The organism is Serratia sp. LTN-2, from assembly GCF_059740205.1.
This window is the reverse complement of the sequence record NZ_JCAXDO010000001.1, coordinates 491,362-514,356: the sequence shown is the minus strand read 5'-3', so window position 1 is coordinate 514,356 and position 22,995 is coordinate 491,362. Positions and strand designations below refer to the sequence as shown.

Annotated in this window: 21 protein-coding genes and 3 other RNA genes; 9 read left to right on the top strand and 15 right to left on the bottom strand. The window is 57.9% G+C overall.

Annotation, left to right across the window (positions count from 1 at the left end):
* The first annotated feature begins 768 nt into the window (after window positions 1–768).
* The gene (locus AC6BYQ_RS02320; protein ID WP_063918466.1) at window positions 769–1,458 is read left to right on the top strand and encodes an alpha/beta hydrolase; all 690 of its coding nucleotides are present in this window, start codon (window positions 769–771) and stop codon (window positions 1,456–1,458) included.
* A 211-nt stretch (window positions 1,459–1,669) separates the two neighbouring features.
* Here the strand turns inward: AC6BYQ_RS02320 and AC6BYQ_RS02315 are convergent, their stop codons facing one another.
* The 3 genes from AC6BYQ_RS02315 to yeaG all read right to left on the bottom strand — a co-directional run bounded on the left by AC6BYQ_RS02315 (window position 1,670) and on the right by yeaG (window position 5,572).
* Window positions 1,670–1,900, bottom strand: a complete 231-nt coding sequence (locus AC6BYQ_RS02315) for a hypothetical protein (protein WP_019452768.1) — start codon at window positions 1,898–1,900, stop codon at window positions 1,670–1,672.
* 337 nt (window positions 1,901–2,237) lie between these two features.
* On the bottom strand, window positions 2,238–3,506 hold the full coding sequence (locus AC6BYQ_RS02310; protein ID WP_498056230.1) for a YeaH/YhbH family protein: 1,269 nt from the start codon (window positions 3,504–3,506) through the stop codon (window positions 2,238–2,240).
* A gap of 131 nt (window positions 3,507–3,637) precedes the next feature.
* The gene (gene yeaG / locus AC6BYQ_RS02305; protein WP_019452766.1) at window positions 3,638–5,572 is read right to left on the bottom strand and encodes a protein kinase YeaG; all 1,935 of its coding nucleotides are present in this window, start codon (window positions 5,570–5,572) and stop codon (window positions 3,638–3,640) included.
* Window positions 5,573–5,998: 426 nt separating this feature from the next.
* Here yeaG and AC6BYQ_RS02300 point away from each other — a divergent pair, with 426 nt between their 5' ends.
* Window positions 5,999–6,763 (top strand): MipA/OmpV family protein, encoded by a 765-nt coding sequence (locus AC6BYQ_RS02300; protein ID WP_498056229.1) that lies wholly within the window; start codon window positions 5,999–6,001, stop codon window positions 6,761–6,763.
* A 94-nt stretch (window positions 6,764–6,857) separates the two neighbouring features.
* On the opposite strand, the gene AC6BYQ_RS02295 is transcribed toward AC6BYQ_RS02300, so the two are convergent.
* Window positions 6,858–7,733 carry a D-hexose-6-phosphate mutarotase gene (locus tag AC6BYQ_RS02295; RefSeq protein ID WP_498056228.1) on the bottom strand — a complete coding sequence of 292 codons (876 nt, stop codon included), beginning with the start codon at window positions 7,731–7,733 and terminating at the stop codon, window positions 6,858–6,860.
* A gap of 84 nt (window positions 7,734–7,817) precedes the next feature.
* Window positions 7,818–8,813: a glyceraldehyde-3-phosphate dehydrogenase gene (gene gapA / locus AC6BYQ_RS02290; protein WP_004932222.1), complete on the bottom strand. Its 996-nt coding sequence runs from the start codon at window positions 8,811–8,813 to the stop codon at window positions 7,818–7,820.
* Window positions 8,814–9,161: 348 nt separating this feature from the next.
* Here gapA and msrB point away from each other — a divergent pair, with 348 nt between their 5' ends.
* Both msrB and AC6BYQ_RS02280 read left to right on the top strand, forming a co-directional pair.
* Window positions 9,162–9,575, top strand: a complete 414-nt coding sequence (gene msrB / locus AC6BYQ_RS02285) for a peptide-methionine (R)-S-oxide reductase MsrB (protein ID WP_019452764.1) — start codon at window positions 9,162–9,164, stop codon at window positions 9,573–9,575.
* Window positions 9,576–9,638: 63 nt separating this feature from the next.
* A complete protein-coding gene (locus AC6BYQ_RS02280) occupies window positions 9,639–9,911 on the top strand; it encodes a YeaC family protein (RefSeq protein WP_198636043.1) in 273 nt (90 codons plus the stop codon).
* Window positions 9,912–9,953: 42 nt separating this feature from the next.
* Here the strand turns inward: AC6BYQ_RS02280 and chiD are convergent, their stop codons facing one another.
* The 4 genes from chiD to sppA all read right to left on the bottom strand — a co-directional run bounded on the left by chiD (window position 9,954) and on the right by sppA (window position 15,085).
* Window positions 9,954–11,231: a chitinase ChiD gene (gene chiD / locus AC6BYQ_RS02275; RefSeq protein WP_498056227.1), complete on the bottom strand. Its 1,278-nt coding sequence runs from the start codon at window positions 11,229–11,231 to the stop codon at window positions 9,954–9,956.
* Between the two features lie 232 nt (window positions 11,232–11,463).
* Window positions 11,464–12,096 (bottom strand): bifunctional nicotinamidase/pyrazinamidase, encoded by a 633-nt coding sequence (pncA, locus tag AC6BYQ_RS02270; protein ID WP_074054038.1) that lies wholly within the window; start codon window positions 12,094–12,096, stop codon window positions 11,464–11,466.
* Window positions 12,097–12,118: 22 nt separating this feature from the next.
* Window positions 12,119–13,135: an asparaginase gene (gene ansA, locus AC6BYQ_RS02265; protein ID WP_025159798.1), complete on the bottom strand. Its 1,017-nt coding sequence runs from the start codon at window positions 13,133–13,135 to the stop codon at window positions 12,119–12,121.
* 93 nt (window positions 13,136–13,228) lie between these two features.
* Window positions 13,229–15,085, bottom strand: coding sequence for a signal peptide peptidase SppA (gene sppA / locus AC6BYQ_RS02260; protein ID WP_019452760.1), 1,857 nt, complete (start codon window positions 15,083–15,085; stop codon window positions 13,229–13,231).
* Window positions 15,086–15,245: 160 nt separating this feature from the next.
* On the opposite strand from sppA, the gene AC6BYQ_RS02255 reads away from it, so the two are divergent.
* The 5 genes from AC6BYQ_RS02255 (at window position 15,246) to AC6BYQ_RS02235 (ending at window position 20,335) form a co-directional block, all read left to right on the top strand.
* Window positions 15,246–15,797, top strand: coding sequence for an NAD(P)H nitroreductase (locus AC6BYQ_RS02255; protein WP_498056226.1), 552 nt, complete (start codon window positions 15,246–15,248; stop codon window positions 15,795–15,797).
* Window positions 15,798–15,955: 158 nt separating this feature from the next.
* Window positions 15,956–16,999: a selenide, water dikinase SelD gene (selD, locus tag AC6BYQ_RS02250; RefSeq protein WP_498056225.1), complete on the top strand. Its 1,044-nt coding sequence runs from the start codon at window positions 15,956–15,958 to the stop codon at window positions 16,997–16,999.
* On the top strand, window positions 16,999–18,117 hold the full coding sequence (mnmH, locus tag AC6BYQ_RS02245) for a tRNA 2-selenouridine(34) synthase MnmH (RefSeq protein ID WP_019452757.1): 1,119 nt from the start codon (window positions 16,999–17,001) through the stop codon (window positions 18,115–18,117). The genes selD and mnmH overlap by 1 nt, the downstream gene beginning before the upstream one ends.
* Window positions 18,117–20,042, top strand: coding sequence for a DNA topoisomerase III (locus AC6BYQ_RS02240; protein ID WP_019452756.1), 1,926 nt, complete (start codon window positions 18,117–18,119; stop codon window positions 20,040–20,042). Before mnmH ends, AC6BYQ_RS02240 begins: the two co-directional genes overlap by 1 nt.
* A complete protein-coding gene (locus AC6BYQ_RS02235; protein ID WP_063918458.1) occupies window positions 20,039–20,335 on the top strand; it encodes a YnjH family protein in 297 nt (98 codons plus the stop codon). Before AC6BYQ_RS02240 ends, AC6BYQ_RS02235 begins: the two co-directional genes overlap by 4 nt.
* 21 nt (window positions 20,336–20,356) lie before the next feature.
* Here AC6BYQ_RS02235 and AC6BYQ_RS02230 read toward each other — a convergent pair whose 3' ends face one another.
* The 6 genes from AC6BYQ_RS02230 to AC6BYQ_RS02205 all read right to left on the bottom strand — a co-directional run bounded on the left by AC6BYQ_RS02230 (window position 20,357) and on the right by AC6BYQ_RS02205 (window position 22,950).
* Window positions 20,357–20,758, bottom strand: a complete 402-nt coding sequence (locus tag AC6BYQ_RS02230) for a pyrimidine (deoxy)nucleoside triphosphate diphosphatase (protein WP_498056319.1) — start codon at window positions 20,756–20,758, stop codon at window positions 20,357–20,359.
* Between the two features lie 43 nt (window positions 20,759–20,801).
* The gene (xthA, locus tag AC6BYQ_RS02225) at window positions 20,802–21,608 is read right to left on the bottom strand and encodes an exodeoxyribonuclease III (protein WP_019452753.1); all 807 of its coding nucleotides are present in this window, start codon (window positions 21,606–21,608) and stop codon (window positions 20,802–20,804) included.
* Window positions 21,609–21,708: 100 nt separating this feature from the next.
* Window positions 21,709–22,281, bottom strand: coding sequence for an LOG family protein (locus AC6BYQ_RS02220; protein ID WP_019452752.1), 573 nt, complete (start codon window positions 22,279–22,281; stop codon window positions 21,709–21,711).
* 194 nt (window positions 22,282–22,475) lie between these two features.
* Window positions 22,476–22,602: non-coding RNA, RtT sRNA (locus AC6BYQ_RS02215), on the bottom strand.
* A gap of 47 nt (window positions 22,603–22,649) precedes the next feature.
* Window positions 22,650–22,776, bottom strand: a non-coding RNA gene (locus AC6BYQ_RS02210) — RtT sRNA.
* 47 nt (window positions 22,777–22,823) lie between these two features.
* Window positions 22,824–22,950, bottom strand: a non-coding RNA gene (locus AC6BYQ_RS02205) — RtT sRNA.
* Window positions 22,951–22,995: the final 45 nt, after the last annotated feature.

Genomic DNA, 22,995 nt, shown 5'->3' with positions numbered 1-22,995 from the left:
ACATAATTTATTTCTATAAAGAACGTAGGGTTATTAACAGCTTTCTGTTTATTTCGAAAAGAAATCAACAATATAGTTACCGGTAACATTGGTGGGTGAACAAGCCTTCGCCAGAGTGAGACACGGTTAGGCAAGAAAAGGGGCGGTGAGTCACAGAGGAACGCGGTGAAACTGTAATTGATAAAAATTTATGATGTATTTGCGAAGGGTTTGGGTGAGAGGAAGCCGGGTTCGGTGGGCGCGTGTTCTTGCCAGTTGCAGGGGGCGTGTTGTTGGATGAAAGCATGACGCGATTCGGCGGTTTTGAGCGCACCGTGCGGATGCGCTGCCTGCCAGTCAGGAAGGGGCGTGGGTAGCCGCCGTAGGTTTAATGAATGTTAAGACCGTAGACGAACAGCCACGAAAACAGCAGCGCCAGCAGGCACGTCATCAATACGATGGAGATCATTTCCTTCACAACTTCATTCCTTTTCCCGGTGATTCAAATTTACTTCTCTTTGTTTTTGCGCGAGATTTTAGATCGTCATGGGTAAAAATCCTAGTTTTAATCCCATCTTTCGCTCGGCCATTGCGGCCTGCGCCGCTGCGGCCGTTCACGGCGATGCCGGAAAATCGGGCGTGTTAACCCGTCGTAGCTATTGTCGAACGTCGCGAGGCTGACTATATAAAATGGGGAGTGCGCGCAGCGTCGCTGGCAGTACGGCGCCTGCGTAAAGGGCGCCTGCCTATCGGTGTACCGCGCTTCCCTATGAGATAAAGGAGTCGGCAATGAGCTTAAAACCCACTATCGTGCTGGTACATGGATTCTGGGGCGGTGCGGCGCACTGGAGTAAAGTCATTATCGCGTTGTCGCGCAGGGGATATTCGGCGATCCATGCGGTGGAAATGCCGCTAACGTCACTGGCCGAAGATGCGGAGCGCACGCGCAAGATGGTCGCGCAACAAGCGGGGCCGGTCTTGTTGGTCGGGCACTCTTACGGTGGGGCGGTGATCACGGAAATGGGCAACCAGCCCAACGTGATTGGGCTGGTCTATATCGCCGCGTTTGCGCCGGATGCCGGTGAAAGTCCCGGCGGCATTACGCAAGAACATCCTCCGGCGGCAGTCGCGAATTTGGCGCCGGACAGCGACGGTTACCTGTGGATCAAGGCCGACAAGTTCCATGAAAGCTTTTGCCAGGATCTGACTGCTGACGAGGCGCTGGTGATGGCGGTGGCGCAGAAGGCTCCGCTGGCCGGCACCTTTGGCAACGCTATCGGCGACCCCGCCTGGAAACATAAACCGTCATGGTATCAACTCTCCAGCGACGATCGCATGATAGCGCCGGAGAATCAGCGGCGAATGGCGCAGCGGTTGCAGGCCAGGAAAGTGTTGACCTTGAATGCCAGTCACGCCTCGCTGGCCTCCCACGCCGATGAGGTGGCGAGGTTGATTGACGAAGCGGCCGGTTCGAAATAACGCCAGGGCGGGAATGTTATCCGGGCTGTAAAGCGGCTCTGGCGGCAAATTGTTTCTGCGCATCCTGCTTGCGCCGGGTGAAAAACCGGCGCAAGCAGGTTGGCCGTCAGGGATAAACAGGGATATCGCTATCGTAGCTAATTATTAACAGCGCAATCAACACCACGACGGTGGCAATAATGGCGTAGATTTCCGCCTTGCGCATATCGCCCTAGCGTCCGTTAACGCCGATCATTTCGATGGCTGCGCGGTGCAACCGCTGGAAATAATCATCGGGTTGCTTTTCCGCCTCCTGAACAAGACAGCTGAGCAGGTTCTGTTTGGTTATCGGTTTGTTGGCGATCAGCGCCAGCAACACGCTTTTGCCGAGCAGGCAGCATATTTGCTTATGGTATTCGTCAACATCGTGCTGGTTGAGGCCATAGAGGGTGTAATCGATCATGATGTCTAACCTGCTGACCGGTAAAAGCCCGCCACGGCGGACAGAGAAGCCATAGAAAAATAAAGTAAGGCAAATTTCGCTTAGGAAAGGGCTTAAGCGATAAGATAACGATAACTGAATGGGAATATTCCCATCAAGCCGTGCGGACGCGACGGCGAATGTTTAGGAATAACCTCAGAAGAAAGAATAATAGGCAGCGCCATTCGGGATAACGCGGCTTATTATTTCTCGGGTGGCGGTCAAAAATTATACGCTCAGGCTCGGCGATATATCATGGCGAAAAAGAAACAGCCGGGAAACGTGGTTCTCCGGCTGTGGTGGCGTTATTGCAGATTATTCAAACGGTCTGTTTGCGAAACAGTTCGCGGAATACCGGATAGATATCGTCCGGTTCACGGATATGCTGCATGGCGAAGTTGTCGAATTTCGCCTGTAGATCCTCGTATTCGCGCCACAGCGTTTGGTGGGCGCGACGGGTGATTTCGATGTAGCTGTAGTAACGCACCATCGGCAGGAGCTTCTTCGCCAACAGCTCATGGCACAGCGGTGAATCGTCTGCCCAGTTGTCCCCGTCAGACGCCTGCGCGGTGTAGATATTCCACTGCGCCGGGTCGTAACGCTCTTCGACCACTTCACTCATCAGCTTCAGCGCGCTGGAGACAATGGTGCCGCCGGTTTCCTGCGAATAAAAGAACTCCTGCTCGTCCACTTCTTTCGCCTGAGTGTGATGGCGGATATACACCACGTCGACGTTTTTGTAGGTTCGGCTCAGGAACAGATAAAGCAGAATGTAAAAACGTTTCGCCATGTCTTTGGTGGCCTGATCCATCGAGCCGGACACGTCCATCAGGCAGAACATCACCGCCTGGCTGGAGGGCTCCGGCCGGCGCTCGTAGTTTTTGTAACGCAGGTCGAAGGTGTCGATAAACGGCACGCTTTCGATTTTCTTGCGCAGCTCGGCAATCTCTTTACGCAGCCGTTCCTCTTCCAGCAGTTGCACCGGCTCGGTGTTTTCCAGCTGGGTCAGCGCCTCTTCCAGCTCGTGCAACGCGCGTCTTTTGCCGGCGGTCATGGCGGTACGCCGCGCCAGCGAATTTTGCAGTGAGCGCACGACGCTGATGTTGGCCGGCACGCCGTTAGCGGTATAACCGGCGCGATGGGTTTTGAACTCGGTCAGCTGTTTGTACTGGTTCTTTTTCAGGTTGGGCAGGGCGAGATCTTCGAACAAGAGATCGAGATACTCATCTTTGGAGATCTGAAAAACGAATTCATCCTGGCCTTCACCGTCCTGGCTGGCGTTACCCTGGCCGCCGCCACCGCCCGATCCGCCCTGAGGCCGCTCGACGCGATCGTTCTGCACAAAATGGTCGTTGCCCGGGTGAACCCGATGGCGCGTGCCGCCGCGCCCCTGATGAAACATCGGTTCGTTGATATCGTCAGTGGGGATGGATACCGACTCCCCGCTGTCCACGTCGGTGACCGAACGCTTGTTGATGGCTTCGGCAATCGACTGTTTGATTTGCGACTTGTAACGGCGCAAGAAGCGCTGGCGATTCACCATGCTCTTGTTTTTGCCGTTCAGCCGTCGGTCAATGAAATAGGCCATACTTCCCCCAAACGACGTTGCCAACTCTTCATGTCCCGACCGCGACAGCGCAATGTGCAGCCCCTCCGTGGGCTGCGCTGCTACGGCCATAACTGCGGACATGGCCCTGATAATGCCGCTTACCTGAGGCGTTATGAGGATTTTCTGACCCGCAGATACCATTCACACAGCAGGCGCACCTGCTTGCGGGTATAACCTTTCTCCATCATGCGATCGACGAAGTCGTCGTGTTTTTTCTGCTCGTCCGTCGAGGTTTTGGCGTTGAACGAGATCACCGGCAACAGCTCTTCGGTATTGGAGAACATTTTCTTCTCGATCACGGTGCGCAGCTTCTCGTAGCTGGTCCAGTTCGGATTGCGGCCGTTGTTGTTGGCGCGGGCGCGCAGCACGAAGTTCACGATTTCGTTGCGGAAATCTTTCGGGTTGCTGATGCCGGCCGGTTTTTCAATTTTTTCCAGTTCGGCGTTCAGGGACTCGCGGTCGAACAGTTGACCGGTGTCGGGATCGCGATACTCCTGATCCTGGATCCAGAAGTCTGCGTAGGTCACGTAGCGGTCAAAAATGTTTTGGCCGTATTCCGAGTAGGATTCCAGATAGGCGGTCTGGATCTCTTTGCCGATAAACTCGGCGTATTTCGGGATCAGATAGCCTTTCAGGTGTTCCAGGTATTTCTCCGCCAAATCTTGCGGGAACTGCTCGCGTTCTATCTGCTGCTCCAGCACATAGAACAGGTGAACCGGGTTAGCCGCCACCTCGGCGTGATCGAAGTTGAACACCCGCGAGAGGATTTTAAAGGCAAAACGGGTGGAGAGGCCGTTCATGCCTTCGTCAACCCCCGCATAGTCGCGGTACTCTTGATAGGACTTGGCTTTCGGATCGGTGTCTTTGAGGCTTTCGCCGTCGTACACGCGCATTTTCGAGTAAATGCTCGAGTTTTCAGGCTCTTTCAGTCGCGACAGCACGCTAAAGCGCGCCAGCGTTTCCAGGGTGCCCGGCGCGCACGGCGCGTGGGTCAACTCGCTGTGATCCAGCAGCTTATCGTAGATCTTGATCTCTTCCGACACGCGCAGGCAGTAAGGCACCTTGACGATATAGACGCGGTCGAGGAACGCTTCGTTGTTCTTGTTGTTGCGGAAGGTCACCCACTCGGATTCGTTGGAGTGCGCCAGAATAATGCCGTTGAAGGGCAGGGCGGAGATGCCTTCGGTACCGTTGTAGTTGCCTTCCTGGGTTGCGGTCAGCAGCGGATGCAGCACCTTGATAGGCGCCTTGAACATCTCGACGAATTCCATAATCCCCTGGTTGGCGCGGCACAGGGCGCCGGAGTAACCGTAGGCGTCCGGATCGTTCTGCGCGTGGTTCTCCAGTTTGCGGATATCCACTTTACCGACCAGCGCCGAGATGTCCTGGTTGTTTTCATCGCCCGGCTCAGTTTTGGCGATGGCGATCTGTTCCAGAATGGAAGGGCGCACTTTCACCACTTTAAACTTGGTGATGTCGCCGCCGAACTCATGCAGACGTTTCGCCGCCCACGGCGACATGATGGTGCCGAGGTAGCGACTGGGGATATTGAACTCTTTTTCCAGGATCGTGGCGTCTTCCTGCGGATTGAACAGGCACAGCGGATGATCGTTGACCGGGCTGCGTTCGCCATTGGCGCTAAGGGTATAGATAGGCACGCGCTGCATCAACGCCTTCAGACGTTCCGCCAGCGAGGATTTACCGCCGCCCACCGGGCCCAGCAGATAAAGGATCTGTTTCTTCTCTTCCAGGCCCTGCGCGGCGTGTTTCAGGTAAGAGACGATCTGTTCGATGGCCTCTTCCATGCCGTAGAACTCTTCGAAGGCCGGATAGCGTGCGATCACGCGGTTGGAGAACAGGCGCGACAGGCGTGATTCTAGCGCAGTGTCGACCATCACAGGTTCACCGATAGCCATCAGCAGACGTTCGGCCGCGTTGGCATAGGCACTGCGATCTTGCCGGCAAATGGTAAGAAATTCCTGCAGTGTGAACTCTTCGTCCTTGGCAGCTTCATAGCGCTGGCGATAGTGGTCAAATATGTTCATGATGCCCGTCCTTTCGTTATTAGCACAGGTTAAAGAGAGCGTGTGATAGTGTTCTGGCTCCCGAAAGATGAGAATACGCCTAAGTACAGCAACCCGTATGCCAACTTGGTGCGCTTATTATCGCGAGTTGCGCTGTATGCCACTGGGCTCAGGATAAATTCACCTTCTGATTTAAGCTTAGTTTGCTTGCCGGAAAATTTCCTGCCGTAGAAAAAGCTTTTTTTAAGTCATATCAATGACTCAGTTATTACTCTGGGAGCCAAATGCCTTGTCTGGCGCGGCCTGCGGCTTGAATCGTCATCGTTCCGCCATGATTAATTCATAATTCCGCTATAAGTTATTCGATCTTGGTCGTTTTCTATTGTAAAGATTAGGCGCGTAACTAAATTTTCACATAAACTGTTGCGGCTATTAACCCTGTAATTTATGGAAAAAGAACCAGTGAAGATTTCAAAACTCAAAACGCTAGCAATTATCGCTTCCGCAATGGTTTGTGCGCAAAGTGCTCAGGCGGGAACCTGGTCACTCGGCGCTGCCGCGCTGGTTAGCCCGGACGCGTATCGTGGTTATCAGGACCGCGTTTATCCGGTGCCCGTCATCGACTATGAAGGTGACGACTTCTACTTCCGTACGCTGACCGCCGGTTACTACCTGTGGAAAGATCAGGAAAACCAGCTGAGCGTCATGGGCTACTACACGCCATGGGGCTACCGTCCGGGCGACAGCGACGACGATCGCATGAAGCGTCTCGACAAGCGCCGCGGCACGCTGATGGCTGGCCTGGCCTATTCGCACAACGCCGAGTGGGGTACCCTCCGCACCACCTTTACCGGCGACACGCTGAACAACAGCAACGGGCTGGTGGGCGATGTGGCCTATCTGTACAAGTTTGATCTGGACGCGCTGACGCTGGTACCGGGCGTAGGCGTGATGTGGAACAGCAAGAACCAGAACAAATATTACTACGGCGTCAGCGCCAATGAATCCCGTCGCAGCGGCCTTGACAGCTACACCCCGGGCGATAGCTGGGCGCCGTACCTCGAGCTGAGCGCCAATTACCAGATCAACAAGAGCTGGAACGCCTTCTTCGTCGGTCGCTATGTGAAGTTGTCGGATGAAGTGAAAGACAGCCCGATGGTGGATAAATCCTACACCGGTTTGTTGATGACGGGTGTGAGCTACACCTTCTAATCATGCATTGCACGATTATCGTGCATCGCGTGCATCAAAAAGGGGCGCTGGCGCCCCTTTTGCACATCTGTAGTGCGCCGCCGCGCTCGGTGTATTAGGCCTTCTTGCGGCTGCGGAAGGTGACGCCCAATCGAGCAGGTTGTTCGCCGGGGGCGATCAGCGGTTTGCTCACGCGCCCGGTCTCTACGCAAACCATGGTTTTATAACCGTCATTCGGCATGTCCCCCATGCTGCAAGAGAGCTCTACGCCGGGGTTCCAGGCGATAACGTCGCTCATATGGTGGTGGTGAACCTCGATGGTGCGAGCGAGCGCCGGATCGCGGATCAGGCTGAAGGCCTCGGGGCGGGTATAGACGCGGTCGGTTTGGCCGACGAAGGTCACTTCACCGGTCTGGCGCGCTTCGGCGCCGCCCGCCACCTTATCGATATACGGCTCGCCCAGGCCCGCTACGCTGACTCGATCGATGTCGCCGACCTGGAAGTAGCTGTGCAGCGCCGCAGTGGCTTGATAATCGCCGTGCGATTCCAGTTCGATCTCGCACTCTGCACCCAGCTTGAAGCGGGCGATCAGCGTGAAGGCGTGCGGCCACAGTTTGCGGGTCTGTTCGTTGTCTTTCAACGTAAAGGTCAGGATGACGCCGTTGTCATCTTCATCGTGCGCCGTCAGGCTCCAGGGCTGGTTGCGGGCAAAACCGTGCGAAGGTTGCCCGGCTGGGCCGAACCACGGCCAGCAGATCGGCACGCCGCCGCGGATGGCCTTGCCTTTAGCGAAAGGGGTATTGCTGCTGAGCCAAATCACCGGCTGCTCGCCGCTGGGCTGCCAGGCCAGCAAATGGGCACCCTGCAGCGCGACGGCTGCGCGCACTTTCGGATGCGACACCACAACCACACCCAGCTCGTCGAGTTGACGTTGGCTGATGTAAGGAGAAATCTGTTCGGAAACGGGCAGGGTGAAAATTTTCTCGTTCATTTCATTACCTTATTGTTTGCCGGAGAGACAAATAAAAAAGGGCGACAAAAATGTCGCCCTTATTATCAGCTTAACATCATGCCATTACTTGGAGATGTGAGCGATCAGATCCAGAACCTTGTTGGAATAACCGGTTTCGTTGTCGTACCAGGAAACCAGTTTCACGAAGTTGTCGTTCAGTGCGATACCGGCTTTGGCATCGAATACGGAAGTCAGCACTTCGCCGTTGAAGTCGGTGGAAACCACGTCGTCTTCAACATAGCCCAGAACGCCTTTCATCGAGCCTTCAGCGGCGTCTTTGATGGCTTTCTTGATTTCTTCGTAGGTAGCCGCTTTTTCCAGACGCACGGTCAGGTCAACAACGGATACGTTAGGAGTTGGTACGCGGAACGCCATACCGGTCAGTTTGCCTTTCAGCTCTGGCAGAACCACGCCAACCGCTTTCGCTGCGCCGGTAGAAGAAGGGATGATGTTCTGGGATGCGCCGCGGCCGCCGCGCCAGTCTTTGTGGGACGGGCCATCAACGGTTTTCTGAGTAGCGGTGGTCGCGTGAACGGTGGTCATCAGGCCTTCAACGATACCGAAGTTGTCGTTGATGACTTTAGCCAGTGGCGCCAGGCAGTTGGTGGTGCAAGAGGCGTTGGACACGATGTCCTGGCCGGCATATTTGTCAAAGTTAGCGCCGCGCACGAACATTGGGGTCGCATCTTTGGATGGGCCAGTCAGAACGACTTTCTTAGCGCCAGCGGTGATGTGTTTACGTGCGGTTTCGTCGGTCAGGAAGATACCGGTCGCTTCAGCAACCACGTCAACGCCCACTTCGTTCCACTTCAGGTTAGCCGGGTCTTTCTCTGCGGTAACACGGATGGTTTTGCCGTTAACAACCAGGTGGCCGTCTTTAACTTCTACCGTACCGTTGAAACGGCCGTGAGTAGAGTCATACTTCAGCATGTAAGCCATGTACTCTGCGTCCAACAGGTCGTTGATTGCAACGATCTCGATGTCAGAACGCTCTTGAGCAGCACGGAAAACAATGCGACCGATACGGCCAAAACCGTTGATACCTACTTTGATAGTCATATATTCCACCAGCTATTTGTTAGTGAATAAAAGGTTGGTTGTAAAATTACAAAAACCTTACCCAGCGTCAAGCGGAATCGTGTCAATTCTTGCGGCAAGTCAAACCGGAAGGGTGGTTTTGCACGCTTATTGCACAGTCCATTTGCGCTCGGCCTTATCCGTTATATGGGGACAAGCCGCCAAGTATAAAGTCAGCATGCGCAAGATGTGTGATCGTTATCACATATCATCGTGACGTGGCCTTTATGGGCTACAGTTTAGGCCAAAAAACCCTGCAGCGGTGTTAATTTTTTGTTATTATTAATCATTGTTTTCGTTGACATTATCCACATTCAGAGATAAGCACAAATGGCTAAAGAGACAACCCCCGGTCATCCGGTCACGGAACTGAATGAAATCCAACGTTATGTGACGCAACAGCGCGGCACCGAAGCGCCGTTCAGCGGCAAATTGCTGCACAATAAGCGTGAGGGCGTGTACCATTGTCTGTGTTGTAACCAGCCGCTGTTCTATTCCGAAACCAAATACGATTCCGGCTGCGGCTGGCCGAGCTTTTATGAGCCGGTTTCCGCCGATGCGATTCGTTATCTCGATGATAACTCTCATAATATGCATCGTGTTGAAATCCGCTGCGGCCACTGCGACGCGCACCTGGGGCACGTTTTCCCCGACGGCCCGCAGCCGACCGGCGAGCGTTACTGCGTCAACTCCGCTTCGCTGAGCTTCACCGACGGTGAGAATGGCGACCAAACGGCCGGTTAAGTGGTAATTTAACCAACAAAATCGATTCAGCTAATTATTCATCCGTAAGCGAGAAGGGCTCTGATGGACGTGAAAGATCTGATTGCGGCGATGACGCCCGAGATATACCAGCGCCTGGTGCGGGCGGTTGAGCTGGGCAAGTGGCCGGACGGCGTGGCGCTGACACCTGAGCAGAAGGAAAACAGCCTGCAGGCGGTGATGCTGTGGCAGTCGATGAACAACGTCGATCCGCAGCACATGAGCATTGGCACCGACGGGCAGATCGTGATGAAGAGCAAGCAAGAACTGAAGCAGCAGTTCGTTGCCGAGCCGCTGGTCAAACTCAAACCGCAGTAAGCTGTTCCTAAAGCGGGGCGATGTCGCCATCGCCCCGTCGATTTAGCGTTTCTCTCCCTTAACCCCAAGCGATTCCGCCAGCTGTTGCGCCAGCCGGTTGTTGTCGTCCGCGCCGTATTCCCAGAACATCGCACCGCCCAATCCCTGGCTTTTGATGTATTCGGCTTTGATGGCCACCGAACGCGGGTTCTCGTAGGAGATAGCGAACAGCGGTTTGCCTGTGGCGGATTGCAGCGTCAGATAAGGCACTTTGGCGTCGTCATCCCAGTGCTCGCGGAAACGGCGCTGCGGATCGTTGAGCAGTTTACTGACGATGTCGTGGTATTTAAAGTAAGTGTCTTTGCTGAGATCCAGCCCCAGCGCGTTGAACAGAGCGGTTTCTCGCGCACTGAAATAAGGCTGCGTCACCGGATGTTTGGCGGCGTCCGGCTTGTCCCAGTCGATGCCTGCTTCGGTCGCTCGTTTCGGCACCCGGCCATAAAAACCGATGCCGAGGTTCATCTGCGCCGGTTTTAATCCGGCGGCAAGATAATGTTTTACCACGGAATCGGCGCTGTAGCGGTCGGCGGCGGCCACGGTTGGCCAGCGCTTTGAATCGTACAGGTTGGCATTGAAGTACTGCGTGCCGTAAGCCATGTCATAGGTCATCAGATTGATGTAGTTGAGGTAAGGGGCAATGCTTTTCACATCGACCCATTCCTGCGGGCTGTTGACGTTGGCACCGACGGCGATGGTCAGTAGTTTACCTTTACCCAGTGCCTGGTGAAGCTCTTTCAGCAGCAGGGTGAAGTTGTCGCGGTCTGCCGGCTGGCTTTCCACCAGCCCCCAGGCGCCGTTCACCGGGTATTCCCAGTCCAGGTCGATGCCATCCAACTGATGCTGTGCAATCACCTGCAGCGCGGAGCGGATGAATATCGCCCGGTTTTCTGCGGTGGCGGCCGCGCCGGAGAAGCCGCGAGCCCCCCAGCCGCCGACCGACAACAGGACTTTCAACTCGGGGTTCTGTTTACGCAACGCCGGCAGCCGTTGCAGATCGGCCGTTACCTTCGGCGACAGGTAGATCTGGTGCCGGCGCGCGGGATCTTTCAACGCCGCATTGGTTTCATCCTTCTCACCGTTGTAGATCAGGCCAAACGAATAGTTGAGGTGGGTGATTTGCGTCACGTCCAGTTTGTCGATATCACCGCCGGGGCCGGCGGTGACGTCGCCACCGCCGTTGAAGTAGCCGACGGAGAGATAGCCTGCCTGCGCCGAGCCGACGCCGGCCATAGCCAACTGCACCGCTGCCAGCAAAGGCAGCAGTTTTCGGGTTAATTTCATGTTTGTCTCCTTGGGTCGGCAAGGCCGACCGTACCGCCAGCGGCGGTCACAATAAAGCCGGGCTCAGCGGGCCCCGGATGCGTATAACCGATTGACGTCAAAAGCGTCGCAGTCATAACAGCAAAAGCGTCTGTCGGTCACAAGCGGCTGGCGGAGAAGAAGGGCGGTATTGTGAGCGGCGTCGATATTTTCGCCGCCGCGCAAAAAGGGCGCCGATGGCACCCGAGAGGATTTAGCTGGCGAGGAACTGTGACAGGGTAACCAGTTGTGCGCCGGCGTGCGCCATGTCTTGCAGCGCCTTTTCGCTGTCGCCCGGCTGCAGATTAACGCCGCGGCAGCCGTCGACGATCACTTGCGTTGGATAGCCGGCAGCCAGCGCATCCAGCACGCTGAACTTCACGCAGTAATCGGTCGCCAGGCCCATGATCGCCAACTGTCGGACACCCTGCGATTGCAGCCAATCGTGCAGTTCGGTCTGCGCCCGGTGGCCGTTATCGAAGAACGCGCTGTAGCTGTCGATATCCGTATCCTGTCCTTTGCGAAAAACGGCATCGATGTGTTGCCGCTGCAACTGGGGATGAAAATCGGCGCCGTGGCTCCCTTGCACGCAGTGCACCGGCCACCACACCTGCGGCAGGCCTTCCAGCTCGCCGAGGGTGCCGACTTGCGCATGGGAGTTCACCGCAAAGCTGCGATGATTGGCCGGGTGCCAGTCCTGGCTGGCCACCACCGGCTCGCCGCGCGCCAAACAGGCGGCGATCGCCCGATTGGCGACCGGAATGACGGCGTCGCCCTCCGTGACCGCCAGCGCGCCGCCGGGGCAGAAATCGTTTTGCAGATCGATCAACAACAAGGCCGTTTTCATCGCCACTCCCTAGGTCAGTGGATTAACCGTTGATGCTCAGTTCGCCGCGCAGGTCTTGCTGCATCAGCGTGCGGATTTGTTCCGGCGTCAGCGGCTGGCTCAACAGATAGTGCAGTTTGGTCAGTGCGGCCTCCACCGTCATGTCGAAACCGCTGATCACCCCGGCGTGCGCCAACGCGTTGCCGGTGGCGTAGCCTTCCATATTGACGCGCCCGGAGATGCACTGCGTCAGGTTGACCACCACGATGCCGCGTTCGGACGCCGCGCGCAACTCGTCGATCAGCTCGGCTTTCTGCGGCGCGTTGCCGACGCCGTAGGAGCGCAGGATCAGCGCTTTGACCGGCTGCAGCAGGAAGTTGCGCACCACCGCGCCGGAAATGCCCGGATAGATGGTGACCACGCCGATCGGCTGCGGCGTGATGTCGTGCACTTGCAGCGCGCCGTCACACGCCGGACTGTCGATGCCGTGCTGGCGGCGAATATGGATGCCGGCTTCCAGCAGCGGCGGCAGATTGGGGGAAGCGAAGGCGTCGAAGCCGTCGGCGTGCGCTTTGGTGGTGCGGTTGCCGCGGAACAGCTTGTTGTTGAAGAACAGGCTGACTTCATTCACCGGATGGTTGGCCGCCAGATACAGTGCGTTCAGCAGATTGGTTTGGCCATCGGAACGCAGTTCCGCCAGGGGAATTTGCGAACCGGTGACGATCACCGGTTTGGCCAGGTTTTCCAGCATAAAGGAGAGCGCCGAGGCGGTGAACGCCATGGTGTCGGTGCCGTGCAGGATCACGAAGCCGTCGTAGCGGTCGTAGTTCTGTTTGATATCGTCGGCGATGTGTTGCCAGTCTTCCGGCGTCATGTCCGAAGAGTCGATGAGCGGCGCATATTCATGAATGGTGAAATCCGGCATCTCCGGCCGATGGAATTCGGGCATCAGCGCCAGCTGGCGCTGCAGGTGGCCGGAAACCGGGATATAGCCGTGATCGGAACGCTGCATGCCGATGGTGCCGCCGGTGTAGGCGACGTAAATGGATTTCTTTTGCATGGTCATGATTTTAACAAAGATAAGATGGGCTGAATTATAGGGGCATGGCGGCAGAAAAAAAGCCCGGCGATGGCCGGGCTGCAGAATTATTTGTTAGCGGACTTCTCCGCAGGTCAGGCAGATCGCATAGCGGTTTTGCGGATCGTTCAGGTTATTGAACAAGCCCGGCTGTTCTTTCACCGCGTTGGCGACCGACGCCAGCGGGGCGGGCAGCATGGCCTGAATCGCCGCCGGCAGCATGCCGTGAATGGAAACGCCGAACTGGCTGAGCACCATATCGCTCAGGCTTGGGGTGTCGACGAACCAGTCGAGCTGCCACTGTTGCAGTTTCGCCAGCTCGGCGGCTTTCTTCACCGCGTCGTCGAAATCACCTAACTGATCGACCAGGCCGTTGGCCTTGGCGTCGCTGCCGAGCCACACGTGGCCTTGCGCGATTTGGTCAACCTGTTGCGGGGTCATCTTGCGCGATTTGGCGACCAGATCGAGGAAGTTCTTATACCCGTTTTCGATGTTCAGCTGCATCATCTGCGAGAACTCCTGCGGCAGCGCCTTGGTGACCGCGATGTCGGCCAGCGGCGAGGTCGCCACGCCGTCGGTGTGCACGCCCAGCGTATCCAGGGTTTTCTCGTAGGTATTGATGATGCCGAAAATGCCGATGGAGCCGGTCAGCGTGCTCGGGCTGGCGATGATGTAGTCGGCCGGCGTCGAGACCCAGTAGCCGCCCGATGCGGCCATGCCGCCCATGGAAACCACCACCGGCTTGCCGGCGGCGCGCACGGCGGCCAGCTCGGAGCGGATCACTTCGGACGCGCTGACGCTGCCGCCAGGGCTGTTGACGCGGAACACCACGGCCTTGATGGCCGGATCCAGGCGCGCCTGACGCAGTTCGGCGGCGGTGGTGTCGCCACCGACGTTGCCCGGCGTCTGCGGGCCGTCCATGATGGCGCCGTTGGCGAACACCACGGCGATCTTGCCGCCCTGGTTGGCATCCGGTTTCGGCTGGTAATCATAGATGCTGATGGCGTTGAAATCGTTCGCCTGTTTGTCCCAGCCAAAGGTTTTGACCAGCTGATTTTCAATCGCGGTGCGCGACGCCAGCTCATCCACCAGCTTATTGTCCAGCGCATAGCGGGCGGTATCGCCACCGGCAGCCTGCAGGCCGCTCAACACGCCGGCCGCGCCCGGGAACAGCTGCTGCGGCGTCAGTTGACGGTTGGCTGCCACGGTCTCCAGGTAATTCTGCCACAGGCCGCCAATCCAACGGCTGTCCGCTTCACGCGCCGCCGGCGACATATCGTCGCGGATCAGCGGTTCTACCGCCGATTTATAGGTGCCGACGCGGAAGATATTGGTGGTGACCTTAAGCATGTCCAGCAACGACTTGTAGTACAGGTTGTTGGTGGCAAAGCCGTGCAGATCGACCGCGCCCTGCGGCGACAGGTAGACCTTGTTGGCGTAGCTGGCCAGGTAGTACTGCGTCTGGTTGTAGCTGTCGCCGATGGCGAAGATCGGTTTGCCGCTGTCGCGGAATTCGCGCAGCGCCTTGCCGATATAACGTAGCGACGGCTGATCGGCGCCGGCGAAGTCATTCAGCTGCAACACCATGCCGGTAATGTTTTTGTCGTCTTTGGCCTTGCGGATGCTGTCCACCACGTCGAACAGCGAATTCTCCTGCAGACGACTGCTGGAGGCGCCCAAGAGTTCGCGGCCCCATTGCCGTACCCGGTTGTTGACCGAAGGCTGATCGACCACTACGCCGCTTAAATCGACCAGCAGTGCGCCGCGCGCCGGAGCCGTCGAGGTGGAAGAACTTTGGAAGGATAGATAAATGCCGACCCCAACCAGGATCAGCAATACCAGGAACAGGTTAAGGATCAGTTCCCTGATAAAATTCAGCAGACGCCATGTCCACCGGAAAATGCCGGCAATAATTTGCCACAATGTGCGCATGTGCTCTCCAACAAGAGTCGAGAATGTTCCGCTATCCTAATGAGCGGCCGGGTAAATGTCAGCTTTAAATCGTGGCACACGGACGCTATCGCCGAGGCTGTAACTCGTCGTTTAGCTATGTTAACGTGGCCGGAATGAAAATTGTTATCAGGAGTTTACGATGGATGCTCTGGATCTTTTATTGAATCGCCGCTCGGCTTCGCGCTTGGCGGAACCGGCGCCGGCGGGGGAAGTGCGCCAAAATATCATCAACGCGGGCCTGCGTGCGCCCGATCACGGCGCGCTGCAGCCGTGGCGTTTCGTGATGATCGAGAATCAGGGTCTGGAGCGTTTCAGCCTGCTGCTACAGGCGGCGGCGAAGCAGGATCAACTGGACGACGCGGCGATCGAGAAGGCCACTAAAGCGCCGTTCCGCGCGCCGCTGATCATCACCGTCATCGCGCACTGCACCGAAGAGACCAAGGTGCCGCGCTGGGAGCAGGTGGTTTCCGCCGGTTGCGCGGTGCAGGCGATGCAGATGGCGGCGCTGGCGCAGGGCTTTAACGGTATCTGGCGCACCGGCGCCTGGACCGAGCATGCGCTGGTGCGCGAAGCCTTCGGTTGCCGCGAGCAGGACGAGATCGTCGGCTTCCTCTATCTGGGTACGCCGCAGCTGAAGGCCGCCACCAAGGTGACGCCGCCGGACAGCGCGCCTTTCGTCAGCTATTTCTGAGTTTGTTCCCCGCGGGGCGCGGTGAAAATGCGCCAAACCCCGCAAAATTGCATGGTTTCTGAGCAGGCCGTTCGCTTATCGGCGGCCCGCTCTTATCAATCCCCTCGGCAAGCGCTACCCTATGTTATCTTGAGTGCCGTTATCGAAGGGAGTGGACTATGACATCGCCAGCGATCCGTTTAACCCAGTACAGCCATGGCGCTGGCTGCGGCTGCAAAATCTCACCGAAAGTTCTCGAAACCATCTTGCACAGCGAGCGGGAAAAATTTGTCGATCCGCGCCTGCTGGTCGGCAATGAAACCCGCGACGACGCGGCGGTGTACGACATCGGCAACGGCGTCGGCATCATCAGCACCACCGACTTCTTCATGCCGATCGTCGACGATCCGTTCGATTTCGGCCGCATCGCCGCCGCTAACGCCATCAGCGACGTATACGCCATGGGCGGCAAACCGATCATGGCGATCGCCATTCTCGGCTGGCCGATCGCCAAACTGCCGCCGGAGGTGGCGCAGCAGGTGATCGACGGCGGCCGTTTCGCCTGCCAGCAGGCGGGGATCGCGCTGGCCGGCGGCCACTCCATCGATGCGCCGGAGCCCATTTTCGGCCTGGCGGTCACCGGCGTGGTCAATACCGAGCGGGTGAAGAAAAACAGCGCCGCACAGGCCGGGGCGAAACTCTATCTGACTAAACCGCTCGGCATCGGCGTGCTGACGACCGCCGAAAAACAAAGCAAGCTGCGCCCGGCGCATCAGGGCCTGGCGACGGAGGTGATGTGCCGCCTGAATAAACCGGGCGCCGACTTTGCCGAAGTGGCGGGCGTCACGGCGATGACCGACATCACCGGCTTTGGCCTGTTGGGCCACCTGAGCGAAGTTTGTCAGGGCTCCGGTCTGCAGGCGACGGTCTGGTTCGATCGGGTGCCGAAACTGCCGGACGTCGAGGCGTACATCGCCGAGGGCTGCGTGCCGGGCGGCACCGGGCGCAACTTCGACAGCTACGGCCATCTGGTGGGTGAGATGAGCGATCTGCAGCGCCAACTGCTGTGCGATCCGCAGACCTCCGGCGGCCTGCTGTTGGCGGTGCTGCCCGGGGCGGAAGCGCAGGTGTTGGCGATTGCCGAGCAGCATGGCATCACGCTCAACGCCATCGGCGAGTTGCATGCGGCCTCGGCCGGTAAGCCGCTGATCGAGGTCGAGTAGTGTCCAACGTGCAAGGAAGGCCGGACAGCGACGATTACCCACGCATTTTCCTGCAGGACGTGCCGCTGATTGACGTGCGTGCGCCGATTGAATTCCAGCAGGGCGCCTTCGCCCAGGCGCTGAATTTGCCGCTGATGGTCGACAGCGAGCGGCAGGCGGTCGGTACCTGCTATAAGCAGCATGGCCAGCAAGCGGCGATTGCGCTCGGCCACAGTCTGGTGAACGGCAAACTGCGCGAACAGCGCACTACCGCCTGGCTGACGGCCTGCGCGCAGCGGCCCGAAGGCTATATTTACTGTTTCCGCGGCGGGTTGCGCTCGCAACTGGTGCAGCAATGGTTGCATGAGGCCGGCGTGGACTACCCGCGCATCGTCGGCGGCTACAAGGCGCTGCGCAATTATCTGCTCGGCGTGCTGGCGCAAAGCGCCGAGCTGCCGATGGCCCTGGTCGGCGGCAATACCGGTAGCGGCAAGACGCTGCTGGTCAACGAACTGGCCGACGGCGTCGATCTGGAAGGCGCGGCGCGCCATCGCGGTTCATCTTTTGGCCGAACGCTGGCGGGCCAGAGCTCGCAGATCGATTTTGAGAATCGTCTGGCTGTGTTATTGCTGAAAAAACAGCATGGTGGCAGCCGCCGTTGGGTGCTGGAAGACGAAGGGCGGATCATCGGCAGCAACAATCTGCCGTTGCCGTTGTTCAATGGCATGCAGCAGGCGCCGGTAGCGGTGATCGACGATCCGTTCGACATTCGCCTCGCGCGCTTGCAAGCTGAATATATCGACGGCATGCGCGAACAGTTCGAACAAACCTATGGCGCAGAAGAGGGTTGGCGGCAATACGACGACTATTTGCACCATGGCCTGTTCGCCATACGCCGTCGTCTGGGGCTGGAGCGTTTCCAGCAGTTGACGCTGCGGCTCGAAGCGGCGTTGCGGATACAGCGCCTCAGCGGCCAGGGCGACGCGCACCGCGAATGGTTGGCGCCCCTGTTGCAGCAGTACTACGATCCGATGTATTGCTATCAGTTGGAAAAGAAAGCCCAGCGGATCGTCTTCCGCGGGAACTATGCAGAAGTAAGAGAATTCTTGATGACGTTCAGCCAGAAAAACGGTGAATAATGCGACTGTTCATAGCCGAGAAACCGAGTTTGGCGCGCGCCATTGCCGACGTATTGCCCAAGCCGCATCGCCGCGGCGACGGTTATATCGCCTGCGGCAACAACGATGTGGTGACCTGGTGCGTCGGTCACCTGTTGGAGCAGGCCCAGCCTGACGCCTATGACAGCCGCTATGCGCGTTGGTCGTTGGCGGATCTGCCGATCATTCCTGAAAAATGGCGATTGCAGCCGCGCCCTTCGGTCAGCAAACAGCTCAATGCGATTAAAAAGTTGCTGCTCGAAGCCGATGAAGTGGTGCACGCCGGAGACCCGGACCGCGAAGGGCAGTTACTGGTGGATGAGGTGCTGGACTATCTGGATTTGACGGCAGAAAAGCGCCAGAACGTGCGCCGCTGTCTGATCAACGATCTCAACCCGCAGGCGGTGGAGCGTGCTGTCGAACGCCTGCGCGACAACCGTGATTTCATTCCGCTGTGCGTGTCCGCACTGGCGCGTTCGCGCGCCGACTGGCTCTATGGCATCAATATGACCCGCGCCTATACGCTGCTGGGCCGCAATGCCGGTTACGACGGCGTGCTGTCGGTGGGCAGGGTGCAGACGCCGGTGCTGGGGTTGGTGGTGCGGCGCGACGAAGAGATAGAAAACTTTGTGCCGAAAGACTTCTTCGAGGTCAAAGCGCACATCGTCACGCCGAAAGAAGAGCGCTTTGTGGCGCTGTGGCAGCCCAGCGAATCCTGCGAGCCTTATCAGGATGAAGAGGGGCGTTTGCTGCATCGGCCGTTGGCGGAGCACGTGGTTAAGCGCATCGAAGGCCAACCGGCCCTGGTCACCGCCTATAATGATAAACGGGAATCAGATACCGCACCGCTGCCATTTTCGCTCTCTACGCTGCAAATCGAAGCGGCCCGGCGTTATAACCTCAGTGCGCAGCAGGTGCTGGATGTTTGCCAGCGGCTGTATGAAACCCACAAATTGATCACCTATCCGCGTTCCGACTGCCGTTACTTGCCGGAAGAGCATTTCGCCGGCCGTCACGCGGTGCTAAACGCAATCAGCGTACATCAACCTGAGCTGTACCCGCAGCCGGTGATCGACAGCGATCGCCGCAACCGCTGCTGGGACGATAAAAAGGTCGATGCCCACCACGCCATTATTCCCACCGCCCGCGCCGGCAAGGTCAACCTGACGCAGGATGAGCGGAACGTGTATGGGCTGGTGGCACGTCAGTACTTGATGCAGTTTTGTCCGGATGCGGTATTCCGCAAATGCGTGATCGAGCTGGATATCGCCGGCGGCAAATTTATCGCCAAGGCGCGTTTCCTGGCGGAAGCCGGCTGGCGTACGCTGTTGGGCAGCAAGGAGCGCGACGAGGAAAACGAAGGTGCGCCGCTGCCGGTGGTGGCTAAAGATGATGAGCTGCTGTGCGAGCGCGGTGAAGTGGTGGAACGCCAGACCCAGCCCCCACGGCCGTTTACCGACGCCAGCCTGCTGTCGGCCATGACCGGCATCGCGCGGTTCGTACAAGATAAAGCGCTAAAGAAAATCCTGCGAGCGACCGATGGTTTAGGGACGGAAGCGACGCGAGCGGGGATCATCGAATTACTGTTCAAGCGGGCGTTTCTGTACAAGAAGGGGCGCTATATTCACTCCAGCGAAACCGGGCGCGCGTTGATTCACTCGCTGCCGGATCTTGCTGCTCGTCCTGATATGACGGCCAACTGGGAGGCTACGCTGACGCAAATCAGCGAGAAATCCTGTCGTTATCAGGACTTTATGCAGCCGTTGGTCGGCACGCTGCAAGAGCTGATTTATCAGGCCAAGCAGAGCCGGGCGAGCATGGCGTTTCGTGGATTGCCACCGCCGCCTGCCAGCGGGGGCAAAAAACGCAGAAAAAGCGCCGGTAAGGCGCAGGAGAAGAGTGAATGAAGCACGGACTCATGGGATTGCTGGCCGCCGCTGCGCTGGCGTTTTCCGGCCAGGCCGCCGCCAACCGTGGCGATGTGGACGTGGTGTTGCCGGTCTCTCCAGAAATCTGGGGTACGGCGAAAAACGGCGTCAATCCGCCGCCGGCGCAGCCCTGCAACCGTTGCTGCGTCTACCAGAATCAAAACTATTCCGAAGGCGCGGTGCTCAAAGTGGAGGGGGAAGTGCTGCAGTGTGTGCGTGAGCCCAACACCATCGGCACCAACCCCTTGATTTGGGTGCGCCTGAAGAAGTGACGATGTAACCTGTTGCCGCGCTCAGCGTGCATCGCTTTGCGCGGCGATATAGTCCGCCAGCAGTGGAACGTCGGCGGGTGCCAGGGCGAATTCCTGTGCCTGTTGCGGCGTGACCCAGACCAGCGCCGAGTGGCAACGCTGTTGCAGTTCGCCGGAGAAATCCACGACTCGCCAGGCGTGCAGCCGGATGACGCGTTCGCCTTGCTGCCACTGATTGCTGCCCACGTAGGCGTCGACACGGGCGCAAATCCCCAATTCTTCATCCAGCTCGCGCGCCAGCGCCTCTGGCTGGCTCTCGCCCGGCTCAACCTTGCCGCCGGGAAACTCCCACAGACCGGCCTGATCGCTGCCTGGGCCGCGCTGGGCCAGCAAAATGCGGCCGTTCTGTTCCAAAATAGCGGCTACCACGTCGATAATTTTCATTGGCTTCACAAAGTAAAACCCCGGCGAGCGCCGGGGTGATGGGTTACAGCGTAAATTCCGCCCAAACCGGCGCGTGGTCGGAAGGTTTCTCCATGCCGCGGGTTTGATAGTCGATGCCGGTGGCGATGCAGCGCGAAGCCAGCGGGGTGCTGGCCAGCAGCAGATCGATGCGCAGGCCGCGGTTGTCGTCGAAGCCTTTTGAGCGATAGTCGAACCACGAAAACTCGTCATTGCGTTCCGGGTTGGCGTGGCGATAGGTGTCCACCAGGCCCCAGTTCAGCAGGCGATCCATCCATGCGCGCTCTTCCGGCAGGAAGGAGCACTTACCTGTACGCAGCCAGCGTTTACGGCTGTCTTCGCCGATGCCGATGTCATAATCGCTGGGGCTGATGTTCATGTCGCCCATGATCAACACCGGGGATTCAGCCGACAGCTGTTGCTCCAGGTAGTTTTGCAGGTCCTGATAGAAACGCGTCTTAGCCGGGAACTTGATCGGGTGGTCGCGGCTTTCTCCCTGTGGGAAGTAGCCGTTGATCACCGTCAGCGTACCCTGCGGGGTCGCCAGATCGGCCATGATGATGCGACGCTGCGCGTCTTCTTCATCGGTCGGGAAGCCGCGGCGTACAGCCAACGGTTCCGCTTTGGTCAGCAGCGCCACGCCGTAATGGCCTTTTTGCCCGTGATAGAACACGTGGTAGCCGTGCTGGCTGACTTCTTCCAGCGGGAACATGTCGTCGTGAACTTTGGTTTCCTGCAGACCGATCACGTCGGGCTGGTGCTGCTCGATAATTGCCGCTAGCTGGTGCGGACGCGCGCGCAGTCCATTGATATTAAAAGAGACAAACTTCATGAGCGGTGCCGTTTTCACGAGAAAAATGTGCTGTGATAGTAGCAGAGTTTGGCGGGAAATGTAACGCAGACAGCGGCGGGCCCGCTGACTGCGCAGCCGGTTATTTCGCCCAGCGGTCGTAATTTTTAGGCTGATAGTCGTCAAACTGTTGCAGCAGCGTTTGCGCCGATTCGCTGATGTGCAGCGTACCGAGATAGTCGTGGCGCATGAAGCCCTGATCGGCGACATGTTCGAGGAACTGGCTCAGTGGGCGGTAGAACCCGTTAACGTTGAGCAGGCCGACCGGTTTGTTGTGATAGCCGATCTGTCCCCAGGTCCAGATTTCAAACAGCTCTTCCAGCGTGCCGATGCCGCCGGGCAGGGCGATAAAACCGTCCGCCAGCGCTGCCATACGGGCTTTGCGCGTATGCATGTCAGGCACCACTTCCAACTCGGTCAGGCCGCGATGCGCCGTTTCCGCTTCAACCAGGCGCTCAGGGATAATGCCGACAGCTTCACCGCCTGCGGCCAGCACGGCGTCCGCCACGATGCCCATCAACCCTTTTTTGCCGCCGCCGTAGATCAACCGGCGCCCCTGTCCGGCCAGCAGTTGCCCCAGTTGACGGGCCTGCTCGGCATAAGCGGGGTTGACGCCTTCGCTGGCGCCACAAAAAACGCAAATATTGTTTCGCATCCACCTGTTCCTTACTGCACTAAAGAAGCCAGTGGTATAGCGAATTGTCGGCCAGAGTTCAAGCTGCGCTGGGGGCGAAGAAACAAAACGTCTGGGTGAAAGCGGTGAATAAGGAAAGATAAATTGAGTTTTATTGATATGAGGGCATCGGATGCGATGTGCTTTAAGTGGGTTTTGGAGTTTTGTGCAAGGAATGGTGGTGGGGGAAGGATGATTCGTCGCTGCGCGACTCACCCTGCGGGCCGCGCTGAAGCGCGTTGTCTCACTGCGTGAGACTCGAACCTTGTCGAAGCTTCTCATCCTTCCCCAATACGGAGCATTATGGATGTGATGTGCTTTAAGTGGGGTTTGGAGTTTTTTGCAATGGATGGTGGTGGGGGAAGGATGATTCGTCGCTGCGCGACTCACCCTGCGGGCCGCGCTGAAGCGCGTTGTCTCACTGCGTGAGACTCGAACCTTGTCGAAGCTTCTCATCCTTCCCCAATACGGAGCATTATGGATGTGATGTGCTTTAAGTGGGGTTTGGAGTTTTTTGCAATGGATGGTGGTGGGGGAAGGATGATTCGTCGCTGCGCGACTCACCCTGCGGGCCGCGCTGAAGCGCGTTGTCTCACTGCGTGAGACTCGAACCTTGTCGAAGCTTCTCATCCTTCCCCAGTACGGAGCATTATGGATGCGATGTGCTTTAAGTGGGTTTTGGAGTTTTTTGCAATG

What these genes read in the sequence shown, in the direction of transcription:
- AC6BYQ_RS02255 (WP_498056226.1), top strand. Translation starts at nt 15,246, where the DNA reads ATGGATGCTCTGGATCTTTTATTGAATCGCCGCTCGGCTTCGCGCTTG.
- ansA (WP_025159798.1), bottom strand. Translation starts at nt 13,135, where the DNA reads ATGCAAAAGAAATCCATTTACGTCGCCTACACCGGCGGCACCATCGGC.
- AC6BYQ_RS02320 (WP_063918466.1), top strand. Translation starts at nt 769, where the DNA reads ATGAGCTTAAAACCCACTATCGTGCTGGTACATGGATTCTGGGGCGGT.
- chiD (WP_498056227.1), bottom strand. Translation starts at nt 11,231, where the DNA reads ATGAAATTAACCCGAAAACTGCTGCCTTTGCTGGCAGCGGTGCAGTTG.
- AC6BYQ_RS02240 (WP_019452756.1), top strand. Translation starts at nt 18,117, where the DNA reads ATGCGACTGTTCATAGCCGAGAAACCGAGTTTGGCGCGCGCCATTGCC.
- AC6BYQ_RS02280 (WP_198636043.1), top strand. Translation starts at nt 9,639, where the DNA reads ATGGACGTGAAAGATCTGATTGCGGCGATGACGCCCGAGATATACCAG.
- AC6BYQ_RS02310 (WP_498056230.1), bottom strand. Translation starts at nt 3,506, where the DNA reads ATGGCCTATTTCATTGACCGACGGCTGAACGGCAAAAACAAGAGCATG.
- selD (WP_498056225.1), top strand. Translation starts at nt 15,956, where the DNA reads ATGACATCGCCAGCGATCCGTTTAACCCAGTACAGCCATGGCGCTGGC.
- yeaG (WP_019452766.1), bottom strand. Translation starts at nt 5,572, where the DNA reads ATGAACATATTTGACCACTATCGCCAGCGCTATGAAGCTGCCAAGGAC.
- AC6BYQ_RS02235 (WP_063918458.1), top strand. Translation starts at nt 20,039, where the DNA reads ATGAAGCACGGACTCATGGGATTGCTGGCCGCCGCTGCGCTGGCGTTT.
- pncA (WP_074054038.1), bottom strand. Translation starts at nt 12,096, where the DNA reads ATGAAAACGGCCTTGTTGTTGATCGATCTGCAAAACGATTTCTGCCCC.
- xthA (WP_019452753.1), bottom strand. Translation starts at nt 21,608, where the DNA reads ATGAAGTTTGTCTCTTTTAATATCAATGGACTGCGCGCGCGTCCGCAC.
- AC6BYQ_RS02300 (WP_498056229.1), top strand. Translation starts at nt 5,999, where the DNA reads ATGGAAAAAGAACCAGTGAAGATTTCAAAACTCAAAACGCTAGCAATT.
- AC6BYQ_RS02220 (WP_019452752.1), bottom strand. Translation starts at nt 22,281, where the DNA reads ATGCGAAACAATATTTGCGTTTTTTGTGGCGCCAGCGAAGGCGTCAAC.
- sppA (WP_019452760.1), bottom strand. Translation starts at nt 15,085, where the DNA reads ATGCGCACATTGTGGCAAATTATTGCCGGCATTTTCCGGTGGACATGG.
- gapA (WP_004932222.1), bottom strand. Translation starts at nt 8,813, where the DNA reads ATGACTATCAAAGTAGGTATCAACGGTTTTGGCCGTATCGGTCGCATT.
- AC6BYQ_RS02295 (WP_498056228.1), bottom strand. Translation starts at nt 7,733, where the DNA reads ATGAACGAGAAAATTTTCACCCTGCCCGTTTCCGAACAGATTTCTCCT.
- AC6BYQ_RS02315 (WP_019452768.1), bottom strand. Translation starts at nt 1,900, where the DNA reads ATGATCGATTACACCCTCTATGGCCTCAACCAGCACGATGTTGACGAA.
- msrB (WP_019452764.1), top strand. Translation starts at nt 9,162, where the DNA reads ATGGCTAAAGAGACAACCCCCGGTCATCCGGTCACGGAACTGAATGAA.
- AC6BYQ_RS02230 (WP_498056319.1), bottom strand. Translation starts at nt 20,758, where the DNA reads ATGAAAATTATCGACGTGGTAGCCGCTATTTTGGAACAGAACGGCCGC.